General features: G+C 66.9%; 16 protein-coding genes and 1 pseudogene. 9 read left to right on the forward strand and 8 right to left on the reverse strand.

Translation table 11 applies throughout. The annotated features are described in order from the left end of the window. Positions 1-4 precede the first annotated feature (4 nt). The 6 genes from C1737_RS18520 to C1737_RS26740 all read left to right on the forward strand — a co-directional run bounded on the left by C1737_RS18520 (position 5) and on the right by C1737_RS26740 (position 6,605). Positions 5-826, forward strand: coding sequence for a mycofactocin-coupled SDR family oxidoreductase (locus C1737_RS18520; protein ID WP_102419146.1), 822 nt, complete (start codon positions 5-7; stop codon positions 824-826). Positions 827-1,019: 193 nt separating this feature from the next. After that, positions 1,020-1,232, forward strand: a complete 213-nt coding sequence (locus C1737_RS18525) for a heavy-metal-associated domain-containing protein (RefSeq protein WP_067919370.1) — start codon at positions 1,020-1,022, stop codon at positions 1,230-1,232. Then, on the forward strand, positions 1,229-3,463 hold the full coding sequence (locus tag C1737_RS18530) for a cation-translocating P-type ATPase (RefSeq protein WP_068098135.1): 2,235 nt from the start codon (positions 1,229-1,231) through the stop codon (positions 3,461-3,463). The genes C1737_RS18525 and C1737_RS18530 overlap by 4 nt, the downstream gene beginning before the upstream one ends. Positions 3,464-3,594: 131 nt before the next feature. Beyond that, positions 3,595-4,983, forward strand: a complete 1,389-nt coding sequence (locus tag C1737_RS18535; protein ID WP_102419147.1) for an alpha/beta hydrolase family protein — start codon at positions 3,595-3,597, stop codon at positions 4,981-4,983. Positions 4,984-5,159: 176 nt separating this feature from the next. Continuing rightward, positions 5,160-5,969 carry a polysaccharide deacetylase family protein gene (locus C1737_RS18540; protein WP_067919364.1) on the forward strand — a complete coding sequence of 270 codons (810 nt, stop codon included), beginning with the start codon at positions 5,160-5,162 and terminating at the stop codon, positions 5,967-5,969. 438 nt (positions 5,970-6,407) lie between these two features. After that, positions 6,408-6,605, forward strand: coding sequence for a hypothetical protein (locus tag C1737_RS26740; RefSeq protein WP_158243977.1), 198 nt, complete (start codon positions 6,408-6,410; stop codon positions 6,603-6,605). A 279-nt stretch (positions 6,606-6,884) separates the two neighbouring features. Here C1737_RS26740 and C1737_RS18550 read toward each other — a convergent pair whose 3' ends face one another. The 5 genes from C1737_RS18550 to C1737_RS18570 all read right to left on the reverse strand — a co-directional run bounded on the left by C1737_RS18550 (position 6,885) and on the right by C1737_RS18570 (position 13,797). Then, positions 6,885-8,087, reverse strand: coding sequence for a DUF4185 domain-containing protein (locus tag C1737_RS18550; RefSeq protein WP_102419148.1), 1,203 nt, complete (start codon positions 8,085-8,087; stop codon positions 6,885-6,887). A 188-nt stretch (positions 8,088-8,275) separates the two neighbouring features. Beyond that, positions 8,276-8,569, reverse strand: a complete 294-nt coding sequence (locus C1737_RS18555; RefSeq protein ID WP_068055699.1) for a hypothetical protein — start codon at positions 8,567-8,569, stop codon at positions 8,276-8,278. A 625-nt stretch (positions 8,570-9,194) separates the two neighbouring features. Beyond that, positions 9,195-10,013, reverse strand: a complete 819-nt coding sequence (locus C1737_RS18560) for a caspase family protein (RefSeq protein ID WP_068055783.1) — start codon at positions 10,011-10,013, stop codon at positions 9,195-9,197. Between the two features lie 110 nt (positions 10,014-10,123). Then, positions 10,124-11,620 (reverse strand): hypothetical protein, encoded by a 1,497-nt coding sequence (locus C1737_RS18565; RefSeq protein WP_102419150.1) that lies wholly within the window; start codon positions 11,618-11,620, stop codon positions 10,124-10,126. After that, positions 11,617-13,797 (reverse strand): CHAT domain-containing protein, encoded by a 2,181-nt coding sequence (locus C1737_RS18570; RefSeq protein ID WP_102419151.1) that lies wholly within the window; start codon positions 13,795-13,797, stop codon positions 11,617-11,619. Before C1737_RS18570 ends, C1737_RS18565 begins: the two co-directional genes overlap by 4 nt. 166 nt (positions 13,798-13,963) lie before the next feature. Here C1737_RS18570 and C1737_RS18575 point away from each other — a divergent pair. Beyond that, positions 13,964-14,200, forward strand: a pseudogene (locus C1737_RS18575) (polysaccharide deacetylase family protein); the annotation flags it as partial. A gap of 30 nt (positions 14,201-14,230) precedes the next feature. Here the strand turns inward: C1737_RS18575 and C1737_RS18580 are convergent. Continuing rightward, complete coding sequence (locus C1737_RS18580; protein WP_102419152.1) at positions 14,231-15,100, reverse strand: pyridoxamine 5'-phosphate oxidase family protein; 870 nt, start codon at positions 15,098-15,100, stop codon at positions 14,231-14,233. Between the two features lie 137 nt (positions 15,101-15,237). Here C1737_RS18580 and C1737_RS27435 point away from each other — a divergent pair, with 137 nt between their 5' ends. After that, complete coding sequence (locus C1737_RS27435; RefSeq protein WP_102419153.1) at positions 15,238-18,147, forward strand: helix-turn-helix transcriptional regulator; 2,910 nt, start codon at positions 15,238-15,240, stop codon at positions 18,145-18,147. 7 nt (positions 18,148-18,154) lie between these two features. Here the strand turns inward: C1737_RS27435 and C1737_RS18590 are convergent, their stop codons facing one another. Both C1737_RS18590 and C1737_RS27385 read right to left on the reverse strand, forming a co-directional pair. Continuing rightward, positions 18,155-18,424, reverse strand: coding sequence for a DUF4242 domain-containing protein (locus C1737_RS18590; protein WP_067919349.1), 270 nt, complete (start codon positions 18,422-18,424; stop codon positions 18,155-18,157). 75 nt (positions 18,425-18,499) lie between these two features. Continuing rightward, entirely contained in the window at positions 18,500-18,625 is a 126-nt protein-coding gene (locus tag C1737_RS27385; RefSeq protein ID WP_255413407.1) for a hypothetical protein, read from the reverse strand. 233 nt (positions 18,626-18,858) lie between these two features. Between C1737_RS27385 and C1737_RS18600 the strand changes: the two genes are divergently transcribed. After that, positions 18,859-20,157 carry a lipase family protein gene (locus tag C1737_RS18600; RefSeq protein ID WP_199182874.1) on the forward strand — a complete coding sequence of 433 codons (1,299 nt, stop codon included), beginning with the start codon at positions 18,859-18,861 and terminating at the stop codon, positions 20,155-20,157. Positions 20,158-20,218: the final 61 nt, after the last annotated feature.

The raw sequence follows: 20,218 nt of genomic DNA on the forward strand, positions 1-20,218 counted from the left end.
ACCGATGAGCCAGTCTTTGCCGGGAAAGGTGGCGCTGATCACCGGCGCCGCGCGAGGGCAGGGCCGGGCACATGCCGTACGCCTGGCCGCCGAGGGCGCCGACATCATCGCGGTCGACATCGCCGGGCCGTTGCCGCCGAGCGTCCCCTACGATTCGCCCACCCCCGACGATCTGGCCGAGACGGCGCGGCTGGTCCGCACCGCGGGCAAACGGGTGATCACCGCGCCCGTCGACGTCCGCGATCTGGACGCCCTCAAAGACGCCGTCGATCGGGCGGTCGGAGAACTGGGCCGCCTCGACATCATCGTGGCCAACGCCGGAATCTGCAGTCCCGCACCCTGGGACCAGATCACGGCTGAGGCGTTTCGCGACACCATCGACACCAATGTGATCGGCACCTGGAACACGGTGATGGCCGGCGCCCCCCACATCATCGACGGCGGTCGCGGCGGATCGATCATCCTGATCGGTTCGGCGGCCGGCATCAACATGCAGTCGTTCATGATCCACTACACGGCCAGCAAGCATGCCGTCGTCGGGATGGCGCGAGCGTTCGCCGCCGAGTTGGGCCGGCACAACATCCGCGTCAACAGCCTCAACCCCGGCGCGGTCGCGACGCCAATGGGTACCGGTCGCATGCGCGAGGCGCTGCAGGCGGCCGCCGACACCTACCCGCATCTGCGCGGGCTGCACAAGCCGCTGCTGCCCGAGGGAATCGCGCAGCCCGAGGACATCGCCGACGCCGTCGCCTGGCTGGCCTCCGACCAGTCCCGGTTGGTCACGGCCACCCAGCTGTCCGTCGACATCGGGGTGGGCTACGTCTGATCCCGGTCCGGACCCATCCCGGCCGCGCCTTCGACACCGTCGACCAGGCACAATGGTGGAGTCCTCGTCGCCTCGGCCGGGTCCGGGTCTTTCCTGACGCCCGTTTGCCCCGGCGGCTCCGCGGGGGAATACCGCGGGGCGATGCGCGCGTTGCGGCGAGGCATACCCCACCCGGGTACGAGGAAGGAAGACCATGGTCACGAGCGAATACCGCGTGGACGGGATGAGCTGCGCCCATTGCGAGGCGGCGGTCAAGGGCGAGGTCGGTCGTCTCCCGGGCGTGGAGCGCGTGGACGTCAGCGCCGACACCGGCAGGCTGGTGATCACGAGTTCTCTTCCCATCGACGCGGCGGCGGTCCTCGGCGCGGTCGACGAGGCGGGCTACGAGGCCGTCTTGGTGGCATGAGCGCGGCGCCGGTGATCCATATCGAGCTGGAGATCGCGGGAATGACGTGCGCGTCGTGCGCCGCCCGGATCGAGAAGAAGCTGAACAGGCTCGACGGTGTCGCCGCGACTGTCAACTACGCCACCGAAAAGGCCGCGCTCACCGTCCCGTCGGGGTATGACCCGCAGCTGCTGATCACCGCCGTCGAACAAGCCGGATACACCGCCGCGCTGCCGCAACCGCGGGAGGAACCCGCCCCCGGCGAATCCGTGGACCCCGGCTCCCTTCGCACCCGCCTGATCATCGTGGGCGTGCTCGCGGGCCCGGTCATCGCCATGGCGATGATTCCCGGCCTGCAATTCCGCTATTGGCAGTGGGCGTCGCTGGTTCTGGCCGCACCGGTCGTCGTGTGGGGCGGTCGTCCCTTCCACGCCGCCGCCTGGGCCAATCTTCGGCACGGCGCCGCCACCATGGACACCCTCGTCTCGATCGGCACGCTGTCGGCGTTCCTCTGGTCGCTGTATGCGCTGTTCCTGGGCACGGCGGGAGAGCCGGGCATGCGCGACGGCTTCGAGCTCACCGCCCGGACCGCCGACGGAACCGGCAACATCTACCTGGAAGTCGCCGCGGGCGTGACCCTGTTCGTCCTGGCCGGCCGGTACTTCGAGCAGCGCTCCAAGCGGACGGCGGGCGCCGCGCTGCGCGCCCTGCTCGAGCTCGGGGCCAAGGACGTGGCGGTGCTGCGCGACGGCGCCGAGACCCGGATCCCCGTGGACCGCCTCGCGGTCGGGGACGAGTTCGTGGTCCGGCCGGGGGAGAAGGTCGCCACCGACGGAGTCGTGATCTCGGGTTCCTCGGCGGTGGACGCCTCGATGCTCACCGGCGAATCCGTCCCCGTCGAGGTCGGCCCGGGCGACGCCGTCACGGGCGCCACCGTCAACGCCGGCGGCCGCCTCGTCGTGCGGGCCACCCGGGTCGGCGACGACACCCAGCTCGCCCACATGGCCAAGCTGGTCGAGGAGGCGCAGTCGGGGAAGGCCGAGGTGCAGCGGCTGGCCGACCACATCTCCGGCGTGTTCGTCCCGGTGGTCATCGGCATCGCCCTCGTGACCCTCGGCGCCTGGCTCGCGCTGGGCCCCTCGCCCGCAGCGGCCCTGACCGCAGCCGTCGCGGTGCTCATCATCGCCTGTCCCTGCGCGCTGGGCCTGGCCACCCCGACCGCCCTGCTCGTCGGTACGGGCCGCGCGGCTCAGCTCGGCGTGCTGATCAAAGGGCCCGAGGTGCTGGAGTCCACCCGCCTGGTCGACACCGTCGTGCTCGACAAGACCGGCACCGTCACCACCGGCAAGATGACGCTGGTCGAGGTGATCAGCGGGCCGGGAACCGACCGCGAGACGCTCCTTCGCTACGCCGGGGCGCTCGAGGACGCCTCCGAACATCCCATCGCGCAGGCCATCGCCCGGGCGGCCAGAGCCGAGCTGCGCGCCCTGCCCGCACCCGAAAATTTCGCCAGCCTGGAGGGCAGCGGTGTGCGGGGCGTCGTCGACGGCCACAGCGTCGTGGTCGGCCGCGCCGGCCTGCTGACCGAGCGGGGCGAACCCCTGGACGCCGCACTGTCTGCGGGCAAGGCGCGGGCCGAGGCGGAGGGCAAGACCGCGGTCGCCGTCGGCTGGGACGGCCGCGCCCGAGGTGTCCTGGTCGTCGCGGACACGGTCAAACCCACGAGCGCCGAAGCGGTCCGGCAGTTCAAGCGGCTTGGCCTCACGCCGATCCTGCTGACCGGTGACAACGGGACCGTCGCGAACCGCATCGCCGGCCAGCTCGGCATCGGAGAGGTCATCTCCGAGACGATGCCCGCCGACAAGGTCGCCGCCGTCAAGCGGCTGCAGTCCGAGGGCAAGGTCGTGGCCATGGTCGGCGACGGCGTTAACGACGCCGCGGCGCTGGCGGCCGCAGACCTCGGGGTGGCCATGGGCACCGGCACCGACGTCGCGATCCAGGCCGCCGACCTCACCGTCGCGCGCGGCGACCTGCGCGCCGCCGTGGACGCCATCCGGTTGTCCCGGCGGACGCTGGCCACCATCAAGGCCAACCTGTTCTGGGCCTTCGGCTACAACGTCGCCGCCATCCCGCTCGCCGCGCTCGGCCTGCTGAATCCGATGCTGGCGGGCGCGGCGATGGCCTTTTCCAGCGCTTTCGTCGTCGCCAACAGCCTGCGGCTGCGCTCGTTCACCAGCGTGACGAACGCCTAGAAGGCCGCGCCCACACGCCGCGACGGCGGCCGGGTGGGTGGGGCCGGTGTGGGATAGTTGTCCTCGACCCACCGCGTTCGAAATGACCACGGGTCCGCCCCCGCGCAGCGACTCAGCAAAGGCAACGACCGTTGGACCAATTCTTCGGACGACTGTCCTTGCTGCATGGCTGGTTCCCGCCGGCCGTGCAGGCATTGACGTTGCTGCTGCTGATCATCGCGATCCAGTGGCGTGCGCGGACCTGGCTCAAGCGGGTGCTGCCCGTGGCCCTGGTCGCGGCCGTCGCGGTGACCGCGCTCGCGTATTGGTACATCACGTCGCTCGGCGTGGCCGGCGACCCGGCGCCGACGGCGCTGTGGGTCTGGATCGCGCTGACCGGCCTGGCCGCCGCGGTGGTGTTGGTGGGCTGGCCGGGTGCACGCTGGTGGCGCCGGGCACTGGCGGCGCTGTCCATACCCCTGTGCGTGTTGTGCGCGGGGCTCGCCCTGAACGGGTGGGTTGGCTACTTCCCCACCGCATTGGCCGCGTGGAATCAGCTGACCTCTGGGCCGTTGCCCAACGAGGTCGACCGGCTGCGGGTCACCGAGATGCAGGTCGCCGGCACCAGGCCCAGCAAGGGCGTGGTGGTGCCGGTCAACATCGACGACAACGCCTCGCACTTCCCCCACCGTCGGGAACTGGTCTACCTGCCACCCGCGTGGTTCAACAGCAATCCGCCGCCTCGGCTGCCGGCGGTCATGATGATCAGCTCCGCCTTCAACACCCCCGGCGACTGGCTGGGTCCCGGCGGGGCCTTCACCGCGATCGACAACTTCGCCGCCGCGCACCACGGGTTCTCCCCGGTCCTGGTGTTCGTCGATCCCACCGGTTCGTTCGACAACGACACCGAGTGCGTCAACGGCAGCCGAGGCAACGCCGCCGACCACCTGACCAAGGACATCGTGCCGTTCATCGTGTCGAACTTCGGCGTCAGCGCCGACCGCGCCAACTGGGCCGTCGCGGGATGGTCGATGGGCGGGACCTGCGCGGTTGACCTGGCCGTCATGCACCCGGAGCTGTTCAGCGCGTTCGTCGACATCGCCGGTGACCGCAGCCCCAATGTCGGCCCCAGGGATCAGACGATCGCCAAGTTGTTCGGCGGCGACCACGCCGCCTGGGCCGCGTTCGACCCGCTTACCGTGATCGCGCGGCATGGTCGCTACACCGGGCTGTCGGGCTGGTTCGACGTCCCGGGGTCGTCGGAGCCGCGCGACGTGGCCGAGGAAGCCAACAGCACCGGAGGCGCTCCCGCCACCGACCCGGCTGCCAACCCGGAAGGTCAGGACGCCGCCGCCAACGCGCTGTGCGCCGCCGCCAGCGCCAACGGCATCGCCTGCGCGGTGGTCAGTCAGCCGGGAAAGCACGACTGGCCGTTCGCCGCGCAGGCGTTCACCGCGGCGCTGCCTTGGCTGGCCTCGACGCTGGCCACGCCGGACGCCGAGCCGGTGCCGCTGCCGCCGTACCGCGGCGAATCACGTTAGTTAACAAAATTCACAGCTGACCCACCCGTAACGCCTCCGACATATTCACCCTGCTAGTGGTACGGTTCGCTGCTGATGGCTGCGATGTTCCGCATGACGGGCGACCCCTCCGCGGGTCGGCTCGGTGCCCACCGTGCCGCAATCCATGTCGAGCCCGTCCCGCCCCGCGCCCCGAGATGAACCGCCGTCAATTCCTGGGTTCGCTCGCGGCGTCGGTCGTCGCCGGCGTGGGCGCCGCCCGCCTGGTGGTCGACCCGCAGCCGCGGACGTTCGCCCAAGTACCGCCGGCTTCGGTCGCGGTATCCGGTCCCGCCGCCCCGACGGCCCTGTTACCGCCTCCACCGCCCGACGCCCGCATCCCGCTGCCCGGCGGCGGCGCGTTGATGAAGATCCCCGGCGAGGGCGATCTGCTGGCACTGACGGTAGACGACGGCGTCAACAGCGAGGTGGTGCGCGCGTACACCCAGTTCGCCAAGGACACCGGGGTGCGGTTGACCTACTTCGTCAACGGCACCTACGACTCCTGGACCGAGAACAAGGAGATGCTGCGGCCCCTGGTCGACAGCGGGCAGATCCAGCTCGGCAACCACACGTGGTCTCACCCCGACCTGACGACGCTCCCGAAAGACCAAATCGCCCAACAGCTCTCCCGCAACGACGAATTCCTCAAGAAGACGTACGGGATCGGCGCGAAGCCGTACTGGCGGCCGCCCTACGCGAAGCGCAACGCCGCCGTCGACGCCGTCGCGGCCGATCTCGGCTACACGGTGCCGACGTTATGGTCGGGATCGCTGTCGGATTCGACGTTGATCACCGAGGACTACATCGTGCAGATGGCCGACCAGTACTTCACCCCGCAGGCCATCGTCATCGGGCACCTCAACCACCTGCCCGTCACACACGTCTATCCCCAACTCGTCGACTTCATCCGCGAGCGCAACCTGCGCACCGTCACGCTCAACGACGTGTTCTTGAAGACGCCGTAAGGTCGGGGATACCGGCGAGGCGCTTATCAAGCGTGGCATGAAGGTACCCCCGATCGCGCTCTTGCGCGCAGATCGGCGACCGACCGCCAGGAGCTGAGAAAGGCCGCGGCGGCTCTGCACCTGGCCGAGGTTCGGGAGGGCGCGTGGATGCGCCCGGATAACCTTGATCCACAACGGTTTCCGATATTTGCGGCCGTCAGGTACCGGCAGTGCACGCGCGTTCACGGGCCCGCCACGGGCATCATGACCGACAGGGTGCGATGGCTGTTTTCCCTCGACGAGTGGGCTGACGAGCCAGGGCCTGTCGATCGCCGTGGTCCGCCACCTTCCCGGGTAACTCAGCTGCAAGCACCGAACAGCGTCTTACGTCGAGAATCGCTTGCCTCAGCGCACGTTGAAGCCCAACGTGCGGTTCACTCGGCCCCTACGATGGTTCTTATGGTTAGTGCAGCCGACATGCCCAGCGACAGTGACCTTCCCGACGTCCCCAACGACAGTGACCTTCCCGACGTCCCCAACGACAGCGACCTACCCGACGTCCCCAACGACAACGACCTACCCGACGTCCCCAACGACGACGACCTACCCGACGTCCCCAACGACAACGACCTACCCGACGTCCCCAACGATGGGTGAGTCCTTCCCGTCGCTGCGCCGTCGTTAGCGGATCTCAACGGCGCTGTGCGGTATGGCGACGCTTTGATGTCACCGACCCGCTCGACGGATGAGCCAAGGCCGCACCTGGATCCCGGGGGATGACCGCGGAGGTGAAACCAATCAACTCCCCAACGGGCACAGTCAGTTCACAAACGTTGGCATCAATGCGATACGTCGGCGCACCGCCACAGACTCATCAGGGCAAGTTATCGATCCACGAGCAAGCGCCTCAACGCCCAGCTGCGCACTGACGTGGGGTCAACGATTGAGATTGACGACGAACTCTTGCACTCTGTATGGATAGTCGCCCGGGCACCACTGACTCACCAAAATGAGCGCCTGGTCCAGGGTAGAGCCGGGAACGATGTAGCCGCCGTAGTTGTTCGGAACTGAGATCGGGTCCGCAACGACCGTCATGGGTGTGTCCCGCGCCAATACCTGCGTCACATCGTCAGCCACCCGAACTTCGGTACACCCTGTCCTCGCGTTAAACCCGGACAGCACGAACTTTTCTTCGATGATGCGCAGGCTTAACTCGCCGAATATGTCGCCGCTCAGGGGTTCCGGGTCGACATCCCACTGCCATATGCCGTCTTTCTTACCCCAGGCCCACCACATGTTCCGGTCCTCGAAGTGCTCCGCATGGCAGTGGTAGAGGCGCACGGTGTGGTCACGCGCGAACCCGTCGGCGACGATGTACACCCAACCGTCGGGCGCTTGGCACCCGCTGATCTGGGTTTGATTGCCGCCCTCCCAGCCGGCATCCCTCAAGGACCCGGGAACAGTCGGCCAGTATCCCCTGTTTGGGTCGATTCGTACCAGACGCGAATCAATCGGAATGAGATCGTCCACTGTCCTCGTTATCAAGGCGTAGTCGATGCCGAACACCTGGACCGTACCGGCCGGCAGCTGACTGCCTCCTGGCGGCCAACCTTCGGCGTAGAGGCTGCACCAGCCAAAAGAATGGTCGAATTCGACTTTGCCCCCAAGTGTGCCCGGCTTGACATGCAGGCCCAGCGATGGGCTCCAATCTCCCTCCCTACAACGGTTTCCCGTGAACGTATCGCCCGCCAGAGCAACCTGGCCACCGGGTGATATCTCGCACAGGTCGGTGGCCCCCGCGCCGAGCCAGCCGGTAGGTCCGTCGGACCCGGCGACTATCCCCAGATTGATCTTGTCGCCTCGTACCGGCTGTGGCAGCTCGGGCAACGCCCTCGCGGCGAGAGCCGCCCTGGCCTTGATAGGCGGTGCGAGGGGCGCCGTTGACCGCCGGGGTGTCAAGTTTGACTTCGGTACTGGTGGTTGGCGCTTGGCCGCGCGTTGCCCTGTCGCGCTCTTCGATCCGTTGCCGGTGTGCCGCGCTGGTGGTGGGTGTTTGGCCGCAGCTCGCTCGGTGGTGCTCTTCGATCCGTCGCCGGTGTGTCGTGCTGATGCGACCTTCTTGGCTGTCTTTTCCGCCATGATGGTCCCTCCCTAGATCTGTCACTCAAATGGCATGCGTCAATCGAAGAACCACAACTGCAGGAGGGCTAGAGCCTTATGTCACCGCTGCTCGGTGGAAGCCGGTTCGAAGGCACATCCGGCTACCCGTCGTCGAGAAGTGAGTAAATCTCCCGAATCTGCTGTGTGCCGCAAGCGGGTAAACCTACTCAAAACGTCCAGCTTTTGTCTGGGCCTACGACGAAGCCGTGCCGTTGCGCAGTCGTGTCGCCGTGGTTCTGCCGAAAGTCTCTGATCAGCATGCACGCGACGACAACGCCTTGCACACCGCAGGTGATCTGATCGCCGCCCATCAGATATCCCCCCGCACCCAAGATCACCTTCTCGCTCGATGCCAAGGGCTTCCCGTTCAGCTGGTCGGCGCCGGGCGAGGAGTTCTGGTCGAAGTACGCCTGATAGTCCCCCGCGTAGACATGGTTTGCTGGGTGATCGAGGCCTGGCATCTCTCCAAAGCAGGCCGCTGCCGTACTTCCACGGTTGCTCCACATCGCGCACTGCAAGCCCATAGGGCTGGTAAACGTTGCAAGGGGATAGAGGCGCGACACATCGTGGTCCCGGGACACGTCAGTGAACCCATCCAAGTCGGGAAAGCCCGGCGGTGGCGGAGACACAGCCGCAGTCTGCAGGGACGTGGGAGCTCCGGGTTGGACCGACGTGGACGTACTACGTGCCGGCTCCGACGTCTTCGCCGGAGCCATTACCGGTGCTGAACTTCCAGCGGGCTTCACCACGAGACGCACGACGACCACGACGATGGTGACCACGACTGCCGCGACAGCCAGGACGAGCATGACCCGCCGCCAGCTAACGGTATGTGCCCTCACGGCCCCTCCGAAACAAATGACCGATTGCAGAAGCCTACGTCAGGGCGGGCACCTGAACGGCGCCGGCGACTTCGGGCCTCGTCGAAATCGCTTCCGCTGGTCCGGGCCACCGCGAAATCGTCGCGGTCTCGGGACCACCGCGGTGGTTTTGCGGAATTCAAAGCAGGTGTCACGCGGTATGTCGAGCGATCCCCGCTCTCCGCATCCAGAGCGTTGACGCAACTCCACGGTGCTGCCGCTGCGCTCATCCTGCAAAGATGCGCGACTTCTTGTTGGCCGCCTTTCCCTCCAATTGCGGATGCTGATTGTATCCGTTTTCCGCGAGAAGATAATTGAGTCTCGTAACCAACTGTTGGAGAGTGATGTCGTAATCAGCCTCCCGAATAGTCTCCAGCGCGTAATAGGACATTGCACCGTGGTATGCCCCGTTGATCAGTGCATCATTCGAATATTCTTTGTCGGTGCAGCCGCTCAGCAAGACGTCCTTCATTGACGATTCTGGGTACTTTGTCCGTGCCTTCGGCGTTGCCTTCCATGGGTTTTGCAAGACCGCCCTGCCCATCAGCGCCGGACTCAGAAACCTCACGCGGCGGTCATCGGGTGTGGTCAAACCGGGAATTATCTCGGACACCGCAGCGCGCGTGACCGTGCCGGAAAAGCAAGAATCTGAAATTACCGTCAGGCGCACGCCTTCCGCCAGCTTGCCAAACAGTTCGCGCAGCTCATCATCGACAATGAGATTGTCTGGGATGTCATACGGGCATAGAGCCTCGTCATACTTTTCCTCGTCACCGCTGGTGTCTGCGACATACGTCCCGTGTGACGCATTGGTGAATACCAACACGTCTCCCGGCTTTGCCTTCGTCACCATGGTTTCGAGGTGCGCCATGATATTGGCCTTGGTAGCGTCCGCGTCGAGCAGCAGCTTCACATCGTCTTGAGCGAAACCGTAATGCTCAACGAGCAAACCCGCCCAGCCTTTGGCATCGTTCACACATCCATTCAAATCACTACCTTCGTAGGGGTAATCGTTGATCCCTACGCAGAGAGCTTTCTTCACCATCCGGATCCTCTCCTCTCGATGCGTCAACCAGCGGTCATGAGTTTTTCGATTGCTCTCCGATCACGGACCCCCCACTACGGCGAACACCGGCTGCCCGGAGTGCAATCTCGTCAGGCAGTCGATATCCTTTCGTGCCTTGTCGGAAGCCACCGGAGCAGCGCCGAACCGGTCTTTTGTTGCCCGAAATATGCGCAATGCCAGACATGTTCGTCCTTCGCAAACGACACTGTTCGTTCGCGAGGGATCGGGAAGCCGAGCGCGGTGCCCGCGTCATACACCCCGCCGGCGGGTACAACGATGTCGTTTGGGGCTAAGCCGAACACGAGGTCGGCGATGCCGTCTGGCACACGCACGAGCTTGAGCAGGCCACCAACGGGCTCGAAGTCTGCATCGATGGCATAGCCGGCGAAGGGGGGAAAAGGCTTTGCGCCGAGCGCGCTTAACCAACCACTCGCCGGGTCCATTGCGTGCAAACCGGGAAGAGACCCAATTCCGTTGCAACCGATAATTTTCACGATAGTAAGAACACCGTCCAAGATGTCGGCCACCACCGACAGCGGGCCGTCGGGCGCAAGGTTGAGCAAGGTCGAGAGCCTGTCGACGAACTGGCTGTGCCGTTCGACGTTGGCCAGCGCGGTACCCGCATTTGGCACCCCAACATGCACAATCTTGTTGACATGCAATGGGAATGAACCGTCATTTCCTGCACAGGCGATTGTTCGGGCCACCAAGCCGCCACGGCTGTGCGCGATAATGTCGACATCGAAACGCATGCCGGGCGGAATCAGACCCGCCAACGCGTCCACATTCGCCAGCGGGTCCACCGATAGGGTTGGGTGGTCGTAGGCGAAGAGCCGGCCGCCGTAGCGGTAGTTGAGCTGACCCCAGACGCCGCTGTCCAGGGCACCGAAGCCGCCCTGGCTGGTGCTGCACGTGCCGTGAATGAACAGCAGCGCGGGACCGCTCGCAAGCCGATCCCAGGACTGCGCCTCCACCGGGGTGACCGTCGCGCAATCATCGGGACCGCTGAACAACCGTAGAGCAGCTTTGCGATGCGATTCTTCCCAGCCCTTGGCGAGATGCTCGGCCAACGCCTGTGCCCCGGCCGCCATTAGCGGAAAAACCAGCACCGACAAAAGCTTCTTCCCAATCATGTACACCAGGCCACGCTGTTCACCGGTCGCTGCGGTCGGGCCCGTGGTGACGGTATCGGCCGGTACCTCGAACCGTACGGTTCCAGGCACCGCGCTTGTCTGTGCGAAATGCCAAGTGATAATGCCCTGCTCGTCGGCGAGCATCGCCACTTGAGGCTGCTCGGGGCCGATGTCGGGCACTTCGATACTCAACAATGGCCGCTCGTCGGGCCCGCGGCGAACAGGCGCCGCGGGGCCTATCACGGGTTGTGCGTTGATCTCGAGTGAGTGCATCGTGGTGAACTGCTGCCGCTCGAGGGCAGAGCTCAGTGCAGCGGTGGCGCGTTCCTCACCGGCGCGGGTGCCCAGCAACCTCGGCTCCAGCAGTTCCACGGTGCCCACAAGCCCCGGAGCCTGGACAAAAATCCCCGGGCCTAGTGCGATGCGGTCGGTGCTGCCGTTGAGATCGCTCATCGGGTAGTCCGCTGCAACCGAAGACCCGGGTTACCGTAGAACACGTAGGCAAGCGCGGTCGCCGACTGCGAGTCCGGGGTGAAGCGCCGACGGATCTCGCGCATCGCTTCACCCACCGTTTGGCCGTCGACAAACGTGCGGCGGTAGAAGTCCACTGCGATTTCGCGAGCCTCGACGTCGTCGACTTTCCACAGCGGTGCGATGAAGCCGCGCGCCCCCTCAGCAAGGAAAGCGCCAACCAGTCCGCCCAGATCGGACATCGTTTCACCGCCGACGCCCGCCTCACACGCGTTGAGAAACACGAAAGGCTGTTCCTGCTCTACGAGACGGAATCCGCGGATCTCGAAGGGATTCAACCGGTTTCCATTCGCCAGGACCAAGCCGGTGAATTGCGGGTTGTTGACGTCGGTCTGGCCATGTCCGGCGAAATGGATCACCGTCGGATGAAACGGTGCATCGCCGCGCTGCAAAGCGCACTGCATCAGGGCCGTCACGTCCGTGTCGGAGACCTCCAACCGCAGAGCGGCGTAGGCCGCGGCGATGTCGTCACCCTCTTTCACGGCCATGGGCAGCTGAGCGACCCCCGGAGTGCCGTGGTAGTTGCCCACGATGACGGCCATCTCATCGGCCTCGATGACCGGCGCGGGCGGGGACGCGGGCAGTGAACCGGTTGCCTGGTAACTGGTGGGCGGGGTCCACCGGCTCACCTCCCATAGCTGACCCAGGGTGGCGCCCTCACAGTCGGGCAGCAGGCTATCGGGTTCACGCAGGCGCCGCCGGTCGACCCACGCGAGCTCCCACGGGACCCAATGTTCGGTGGTCGTGAATTGCAGCCGGGGCGGTTCGTTAGCGGCGCGCGCACGCTTCCATACCTCTTCGAATATCGGCCAGAATTCAGGCGTGATCGCATCGGCGATTTGGTCCCCGGCGCCATGCATCGTGGCTTCCAGGGACGGCCCCGGGGGAGTGCTAGGCACCTGCCTCATCAGTTGCACCGCGAACGACTGCGCCGAGTCGTTTCCCAGGGTGGTGGTCACCGCGTCGGGGCGCCCAATATCGGCGTAGGGGCAGTGGAATAGCCATTTCAGTTCTGGGTGACCCTGATTGCTGAAGATGTCCACCGTGAGATGTGGACCTTGCTGACCCGGCGCAGAACTGACAACTCCGCTGCCGCCGATCAACGCCGGCGTATCGGTCTCTTCGACCAAACCGGGCATCACCCGCACCTGCGCCCAGGTTCGGCCCACAACGGCTCCTTCGAATTCGTAACTCACCTCAAGGAAGCGTGGCGCGGCTTCCTTTATCGGGTCGGCCTGCACTGTGAACGTGACGCGCCGACTCTTCAGATCTTCTCGGTCGACGACGAGAGTTTGCTGTATGCCATCGGGGAAAGTGAAGCCGAACCCGGTGACTTGGATGACGAATTCGGGTTGCGTACCGGCGAGGACGATGACCGGAGTCGGTGGACCGTACACCGCCATCGACGGGGACGGTTCCTCCGAGAATCCAACCTTGAGGGCGAACCTCTGTCCCCCGCCGACCTGGCCGGGCGCGGTGACGTCAGGGTAGGCGCGGAAGAGGCTGGGCACTGATGGCGACCCGGTGGCACCGTGTTCTGTCGGCTGCGCCGATGAATCAGACTCGATCCCAACGGAATCCAGTCCTCGTACTTTAATATGGCCACGGGTGATCAGGGGGCCCGGTTCTTTCGCCGGTTCAGGAGCAAATGCCGGACCTCCCGTAGGGATCCCGCCGCGAGTCACCGGCGGCGCGTAACCCGGAGGCGGCCGCTGCTCGTTGGCTGGAGGCCAAGCCGCAGCCACATCTTCCCACCCACCATCCGGGAGGTCCCCGTCAGCGTTACCGTCAACCATGATTCCGATGACCTGGCGGCCCTCCAGCGCCACGCTGCCCGGCGGCACTGCACGGCTCAACTGACCCGCCCGCGCCGGTTGGTAGCGGCGGCTCAAATCGATCGCCGTTGCCACATCGCCAGCCGCGGTGGCATGCGATAGACGCTCGCGTAAGTCCCCCGCGCTCAGCAAGTAGTAAAGGACGTCGCCGTCGTACTCTCGTACAAGGACCACGCTGGCATGAATAGCGGCGTGCTTAAGCTGCTGAAGGCCCTGGCGCACGGTACTCGACGCGCTTATGACGATCGCCGGCGCGCAGTGCATAGATCCCCCTGGTGGTTCTCCCTCGATGAATCTGCCCACTTGAAGAGGACCATTCGCCGGCTGGACTGTATAGAGACTATGGTCCCGACCTCTCCGGCCTTGTGGAAAACGTTGCCCGGGTCGTATTCCCCCTTGATCTCAGTGAGCCAGCGCCGCGGGCCACACGGCCGATCTCGGCTACCCGGTGCCGACGATATGGTCGGGATCGCTGTCGGATTCGACGTTGATCACCGAGGACTACATCGTGCAGATGGCCGACCAGTACTTCACCCCGCAGGCCATCGTCATCGGGCACCTCAACCACCTGCCCGTCACGCACGTCTATCCCCAACTCGTCGACTTCATCCGCGAGCGCAACCTGCGCACCGTCACGCTCAACGACGTGTTCTTGAAGACGCCGTAGCACATTGGCGTCGCGAAAACCGGAGAGCGACTACGGGACCCGGCATTCGGTTACCGCTTCCGGTGTGATCACCACGTACGCCGGACTGGACTGGGTGTAATACCGCATCCGCCGCGCCCACAGCCGGATATGACCCAACTCGTCCACCGCGAACCGCGGTTGCAAGTAGTAGCGCCAGGCGATTCGCGCAAGCACCGCCGGCGGCGGCACGCCCCGCACGGCCCTGGCCCGTCCCCGCACCAGCAGCCGCGCGGCGCTTGACCCGCCCTCGCCGCCCAGCAGCACGGCGACCTGCGGGCACGCTTGCACATTGCGCACCGTCCAGGACGACGCAGAGGTGGTGGCATACCAGCGGCCACCGTGCGCGACGAACCACAACGGAACCGCGAATGGTGTGCCCTTGGGCGAGCGGGTGGCCAGCAGCATGACCCACGAATTGCGCACGGCCGCCTCAACATTCGGAGACCGGGCGGGGCGAACAGCGTCGTGCCCGTCGGCCACCGAAGCGGATCCCCGCGCGGGAGCCGGCGGTGTCGGCGGTGTCGGCGGTGTCGGCACCTCACGAAGCGAGCCGTAGTCCCAGGCAACGACCCGCGTGGGCACGACCCGATAGGTGCGATCTCCGATGGCCTCGGCCGTCCCCCGGACGGCCAACGAACGCAGCCGGAACCACTGTGGACCGTCGTCGGCGACCACGACGACATTGCGATCGGCAAGCTCCGGACCGCCGTCCGGGATTCGGACGATGCGCGGCGACAACGCGGGATCGGCAGGCTCGTCCAGCCTGACGGTGGCCGGCAGTACGACGATCTCGTCGTCCACGGTGGCGGCCAACGCCGTCCGCGGCGGACACAGCGCCAGGTCCGCCACCGCGCTCGCATCGACGTCTCGAGTGATCACGAAGTGCCCTCCCGACAACAGCGCCTCAGACGCACAGTATGCGCGCCACCGGGCGGCACGACGCTGACGCGGGCGTGGCCGTCGATAGTCAGAACTGACTATCGACCCGTCCCGATCGCCGCGGCTACCTTGAGACCATGGCGCAGTGGGTGCCGCCCCCGCTCCCGGCCGAATTGATCGCTCGTCGCCGGGGTCCGCTCGTGGGTCGCGACGCGGAACTGGCGGTGTTCGAGCAGGCCTGGGAGCGGGTCGAGCGGGGCAATCGCCAGGCGATCTTCGTCGGGGGCGAGCCCGGGGCCGGTAAGACGCGCCTGGCCGCGGAGGTCGCAGGAACGCTGCACGACCACGGCGTCGCGGTGCTGGTGGGTAGTTCGACCGCCGACGAGGATCTGCCCTACGCACCGTTCGCCGAAGCGCTCGACCGGCTGCTGATCGCCGGTCCGCCGGGCGCCATGGCCGAAGCGCTCGGCGACGCGGGGCCGCAGCTGCGGCGGCTGTCGTCGCACGTGGTTCGGCATTTGCCCGCCGCAGGCCCGGCCCCGGACGCCGGTTCGCAGCGGCACGCCCTCTTCGACGCGTTGACCGGCTTCCTGCGGCGGCTGGCAGTCGATCGACCGATCGCGCTCATCCTCGACGACCTGCACTGGGCGCAGCTTCCCACGCTCGCGCTGCTCGAGCACGTGCTGGTCGGGTGCGCCGATGTGCGCGCGCTGGTGGTGGTCACGTTCCGCACGACCGAGCCCGACCGGTCCGCCGATCTGGCCACCCGGCTGGCCGAACTGCACCGATTCGACGGGGTGCGGCGGCTGGACCTGGCGGGCCTGGACACGGAGGCGATCGCCGAGTTCGTGGCGCGCACACAGCAACTCGCCCCCGCGTCGGCGCGCACGGCCGCCGCCCTGCTGCGCGAGAGGACCGGCGGCAATCCGTTCTTCCTGACCGAACTCGTCAATGAGCTCGAAATCCGCGGCGGCCTCGCCACGTTGGGCACGCAGCACACCGTCCCCGCGTCGATCGGCGACGCCATCGCCCGCCGCCTCGCCGGACTGGGCACAGGCGTGCGTGCGGTCATCGAGCAGGCGGCGGTGCTGGGCCAGACGTTCGACCTGCCGGCGTTGATCTCGACGTGCGGGCCGGAGCCCGCCGGAACGTTGGCGGCTGTCGATTCGGCCGAGGCCGTGGGGTTGGTGCGCGCCGTTCACGACTCCGACGGCGAGTTCGCCTTCGTGCACGCGCTGACCCGGGAAGCGGTGCTCGGCGGGATGGCCGCGTCGCGGCTGCGGGTCATGCACGCGCGCGCCGCCGAGGCGCTCGAGGGCCGCGGCGACCCGGCGCTAGTTCCGCGCCTGGCCAACCACTACCTGCGCGCGCACGTGCTGGGCTACCACGAGCAGGCGTTGCGGTACGCGCGTCAGGCGGCCCGGATGGCCGAGCACAGCCTGGCCTATGAGGACGCGGCCAAGTGGTTCGAGCGGGCCGCCTCGCTTCCCGAGCTCAGCCTGGCCGAGCGGGCCAGGCTGCAGCTCGACGCGGCCGCCAACCACGTGCGCGGCGGCTCGTTCGCGCGGGCACGGGCCATCTACGAGCGCATCGGCGCGACCGACGACCCGCTCATGCGCCTGGAGGCGGCCGTCGGCTACGAAGAGGCCAATTGGCGCCCGGGCCAATCGACTTCGAAGGCCGCCGACTTGTTGGCGTCGGCTCTGGAGTCGTGCGGGCTGCGCGCGGAGGACCCGCGCTATGTGCAGGCGCTCGGCAGCTTCGGCCGGGCGTTGGCCTTCGCCGGCGAGGCGCCGCGGGCGCGCGAGGTCGGCGCCGACGCCATCGAGCGCGCGCGGGCCGGCGGCGACCCGGCGGTCCTGCTGCACACGCTGAAAACCAGCCTATGGCAGGGCCTCACCCCGGAGATGAGTGAGATCCAGGCCGAGCGCGCGGCCGAGGTATCCCGCATGGCGCTATCGCGCCGCGACTACGAGTCATTGGGCGCGGCATCGCATTTCCACGCCCAGGTCAGCTACCTGGCCGGCCGGCCTGAAGGCCTCGGCGCCGCGACCGCCGACATGCGGCGAGCGGCACAAAGCTGCGGTCAACCCGCCTTCGGCTTCGTCGGCGCGTGCATCGAGCAGGCGCTGGCCTACCTGCGCGGCGACTTCCCCGGCGCCGAACGATGGGCCGACATCGCCTTGCGCACAGGCGATTTGTTCGGCGCCGACGACACCGAGGGCTCCAACGGGGTCCAGATGTTCATGATCCGCCGCGAGACCGGCGATTTGAAGAGGTTCGGCGGGTTCATCGACGGCAGCGAGACGTTCGCCGGCCGCTGGGTGCCCGGGCTGCTCGCCCTGTACACCGAGCTGCAGTGCGAGCGCGGCATGACCCGCGCGCTCGACCAACTGCTCAACCGCAACCTGGGCGAGCGACTCGAGGATGCGCAGTGGCCGATGGAGCTCGCGTTCATGGTCGAGGCTGCGGTGCGGCTTACCCGCCTCGACGCGGTCCGCACGCTGCGCCCGTTCGTCGGGCGTTACGCCGGAAAGAACCTGGTGGCCGGGCAGTTCGTCGCGCTGTTCGGCAGCGCGGACCGGTACCTGGCCCGCATGGCGGCGCTCTGCGGGGACCACGCGGCGGCCGACCGTCACTTCGCCGTGGCGATCCAGATGGACCGGCGGATGGGTGCGGTGGTCCACATCAGCGAGACGTTGGCGCGGCACGCGGTGTTCGCCGCGTCATGCGGACACACCGACGATGCCCGGCGCCTGGCCGGGGAGGCGCGCGCCATCGCCGGTGCGATCGGCCAGACCCGGGTCGTCGACCTGGCGGATTCGGTGCTCACCGCGCCTCCCGTGGGGCCCGACGGTCTGACGGAACGGGAGGTCGAGGTGCTGCGGCTGCTGGCTGAGGGGTTGAGCAACCGCGCGATCGGCGAGCGCCTTTTCATCAGCACCAACACTGCGGCCAACCATGTGCGCAACATCCTGATCAAGACGGGGGCGGCCAACCGGACACAGGCAGCGATGTACGCCGCAGATCACGAACTCCTGGGGTAGCGCCGCGTCAGATGTCGGACAGGGCCCCGTCCGGCATCATGCGGTCTTTCACTTCGACGACGGCGTCGGCGGGCAGACCCGCGCGGGCGGCCGCGGACCTGATGGCCTCCGGCGACGGCGCCTCGTAGAGGCAGTACGTCTTCCGCTTGTCCGCCGACAGGAACGAATACATCCAGCGAACGCCCTCCAGGTCGTTGATCCGGTTGATACCGTCGGCAACCTCGAGGCTCGGTTCCAAGTCCTCGGCGAAGTTGCGCTCGACCATGAAGATGGGCACGGCGGACTCCTGTCACTGTCTTGGGTCAGCCTAAGCCGTCGACGACGCTGAAGGCACGGGAATTCCCGGCGGGCATCACTCCCCCGCCGTCTCGGCCTGACCGGCGAGCAACGCCTGCAACGTCTCGCGCAATTCGGCCAGCCGCCGTCGGCCCAGGATCCGCTCCCATCGACTCTCCAAATCAACCGCGCTGGAACGCATTACACGTAGGGCACGGCGACCGCGGCATGAGCTCGATGATCCGGCTTCGCGCGTCCCGGGGCATCCTGCGGGTTGGGCTCCCGGGTGATGCATCCCCCCGCACTCGACGGCCCTGGACGCCACCGACACCATCTGGCGGTTCTTCGCCGCCAACCATCGTTAGGGCGCGCCGATTCTCTGAACTCCTAGAGAATGCCCTTCCGCCGGCGGCCCCCGGTTGTTACCGTTCCGTGATGCGCCGGGTTGGGGGAGCTTTCGCCGTCCTACTGATCATCGCCTCGGCTCTGACCGGCCTGCCGAATGCGGGCAGCGCCCACGCCGACGGCGGGGACGAACCGCAATACGCGCAGTTCTACACGCCGCCCGACCCATTGCCGCCCGGCCAACCGGGCGACCTGATCCGCACCGAGCCGTCACGACTGGTGCTGGAGCCGTCGGGCCAGCTGGGCGCCATCATGGCCACCGGTACACGAATCATGTACCGCAGCACCGATACCCGGGGCAACCCAATCGCTGTCACCGGCACCTACTTCGAGCCCTACAACGACTGGCCGGGCCGCGGACCGCGTCCCTTGATCAGTTACGCGCCGGGCACCCAGGGCCAGGGCAATCAGTGCGCCCCCTCGCGAATGTTCAACCAGGGCATCCACTATTCGGGCGGCTGGGACATCATGTTCAACTACGAGGAGCTGTTCGTCGCGACGATGGTTGCCCGTGGCTTCGCCATCGTGATGACGGACTACGAAGGGCTCGGCACCACGTCCATGCACACCTACGTGGGCCGCGTGGCCGAGGGACAGGCCGTGCTCGACGCCGCCCGGGCCGCCATGAAGCTGCCCGGGGCGTCGCTGGATCCCCATGGGCCGGTGGCTTTTTGGGGCTACTCACAGGGTGGCGGCGCGACGGCGTCGGCGGCTGAGCTGGCGTCGGCCTATGCTCCTGACCTCCATATCGTGGGTACCTACGCCGGGGCGCCGCCGGCCAACCTCAAGGAGCTCCTGCCATATGCGGACGGCAGTGCCCTGGTCGGCGTCGTCGGGTACGCGCTCAACAGCGTCATGGCCGCCTATCCGGAGTTCGCCGACGTCATCCGTTCCAAGATGACCCCCAGGGGGCTGGCGATGCTCGAATCGGTCTCACGCCAGTGCGTCGGTCAGACCTTGCTGGACTTCATGTTTCGCCACATCCAGCCCTACTTCACCGAAGACATCAATCAACTGATCAACGAGGAGCCGTTCAACACCATGTTCGAAGACCAGCGGATCGGGCGCTACAAGCCCGACGCCCCGGTATTGATCGACAGCAACCGCTACGACCCGCTGGTGCCCTGGACGGCCGCCAATCAACTCGGTCGCGACTGGTGCGCCCAGGGCGCCGACGTGGAATTCCGCACCAACGAGGAGCCGCCGTTCCTCAACAAGCTCGTGATCAACCATGCCCTGCCGATGCTCGTCGACGGTGAACCGGCCATGCAATGGATCGCCGCCCGCTTCAACGGAGAACCGACCGCGCCCAACTGCGGTCAGTTTTAGGTTGAGCCCATCGCAGCGCGCAGAAAGCACAACGCGCCCGAGCCGGCGCTGGTCGAAGACC

Source organism: Mycobacterium sp. 4858, from assembly GCF_900240975.1.
Lineage (GTDB): Bacteria > Actinomycetota > Actinomycetes > Mycobacteriales > Mycobacteriaceae > Mycobacterium.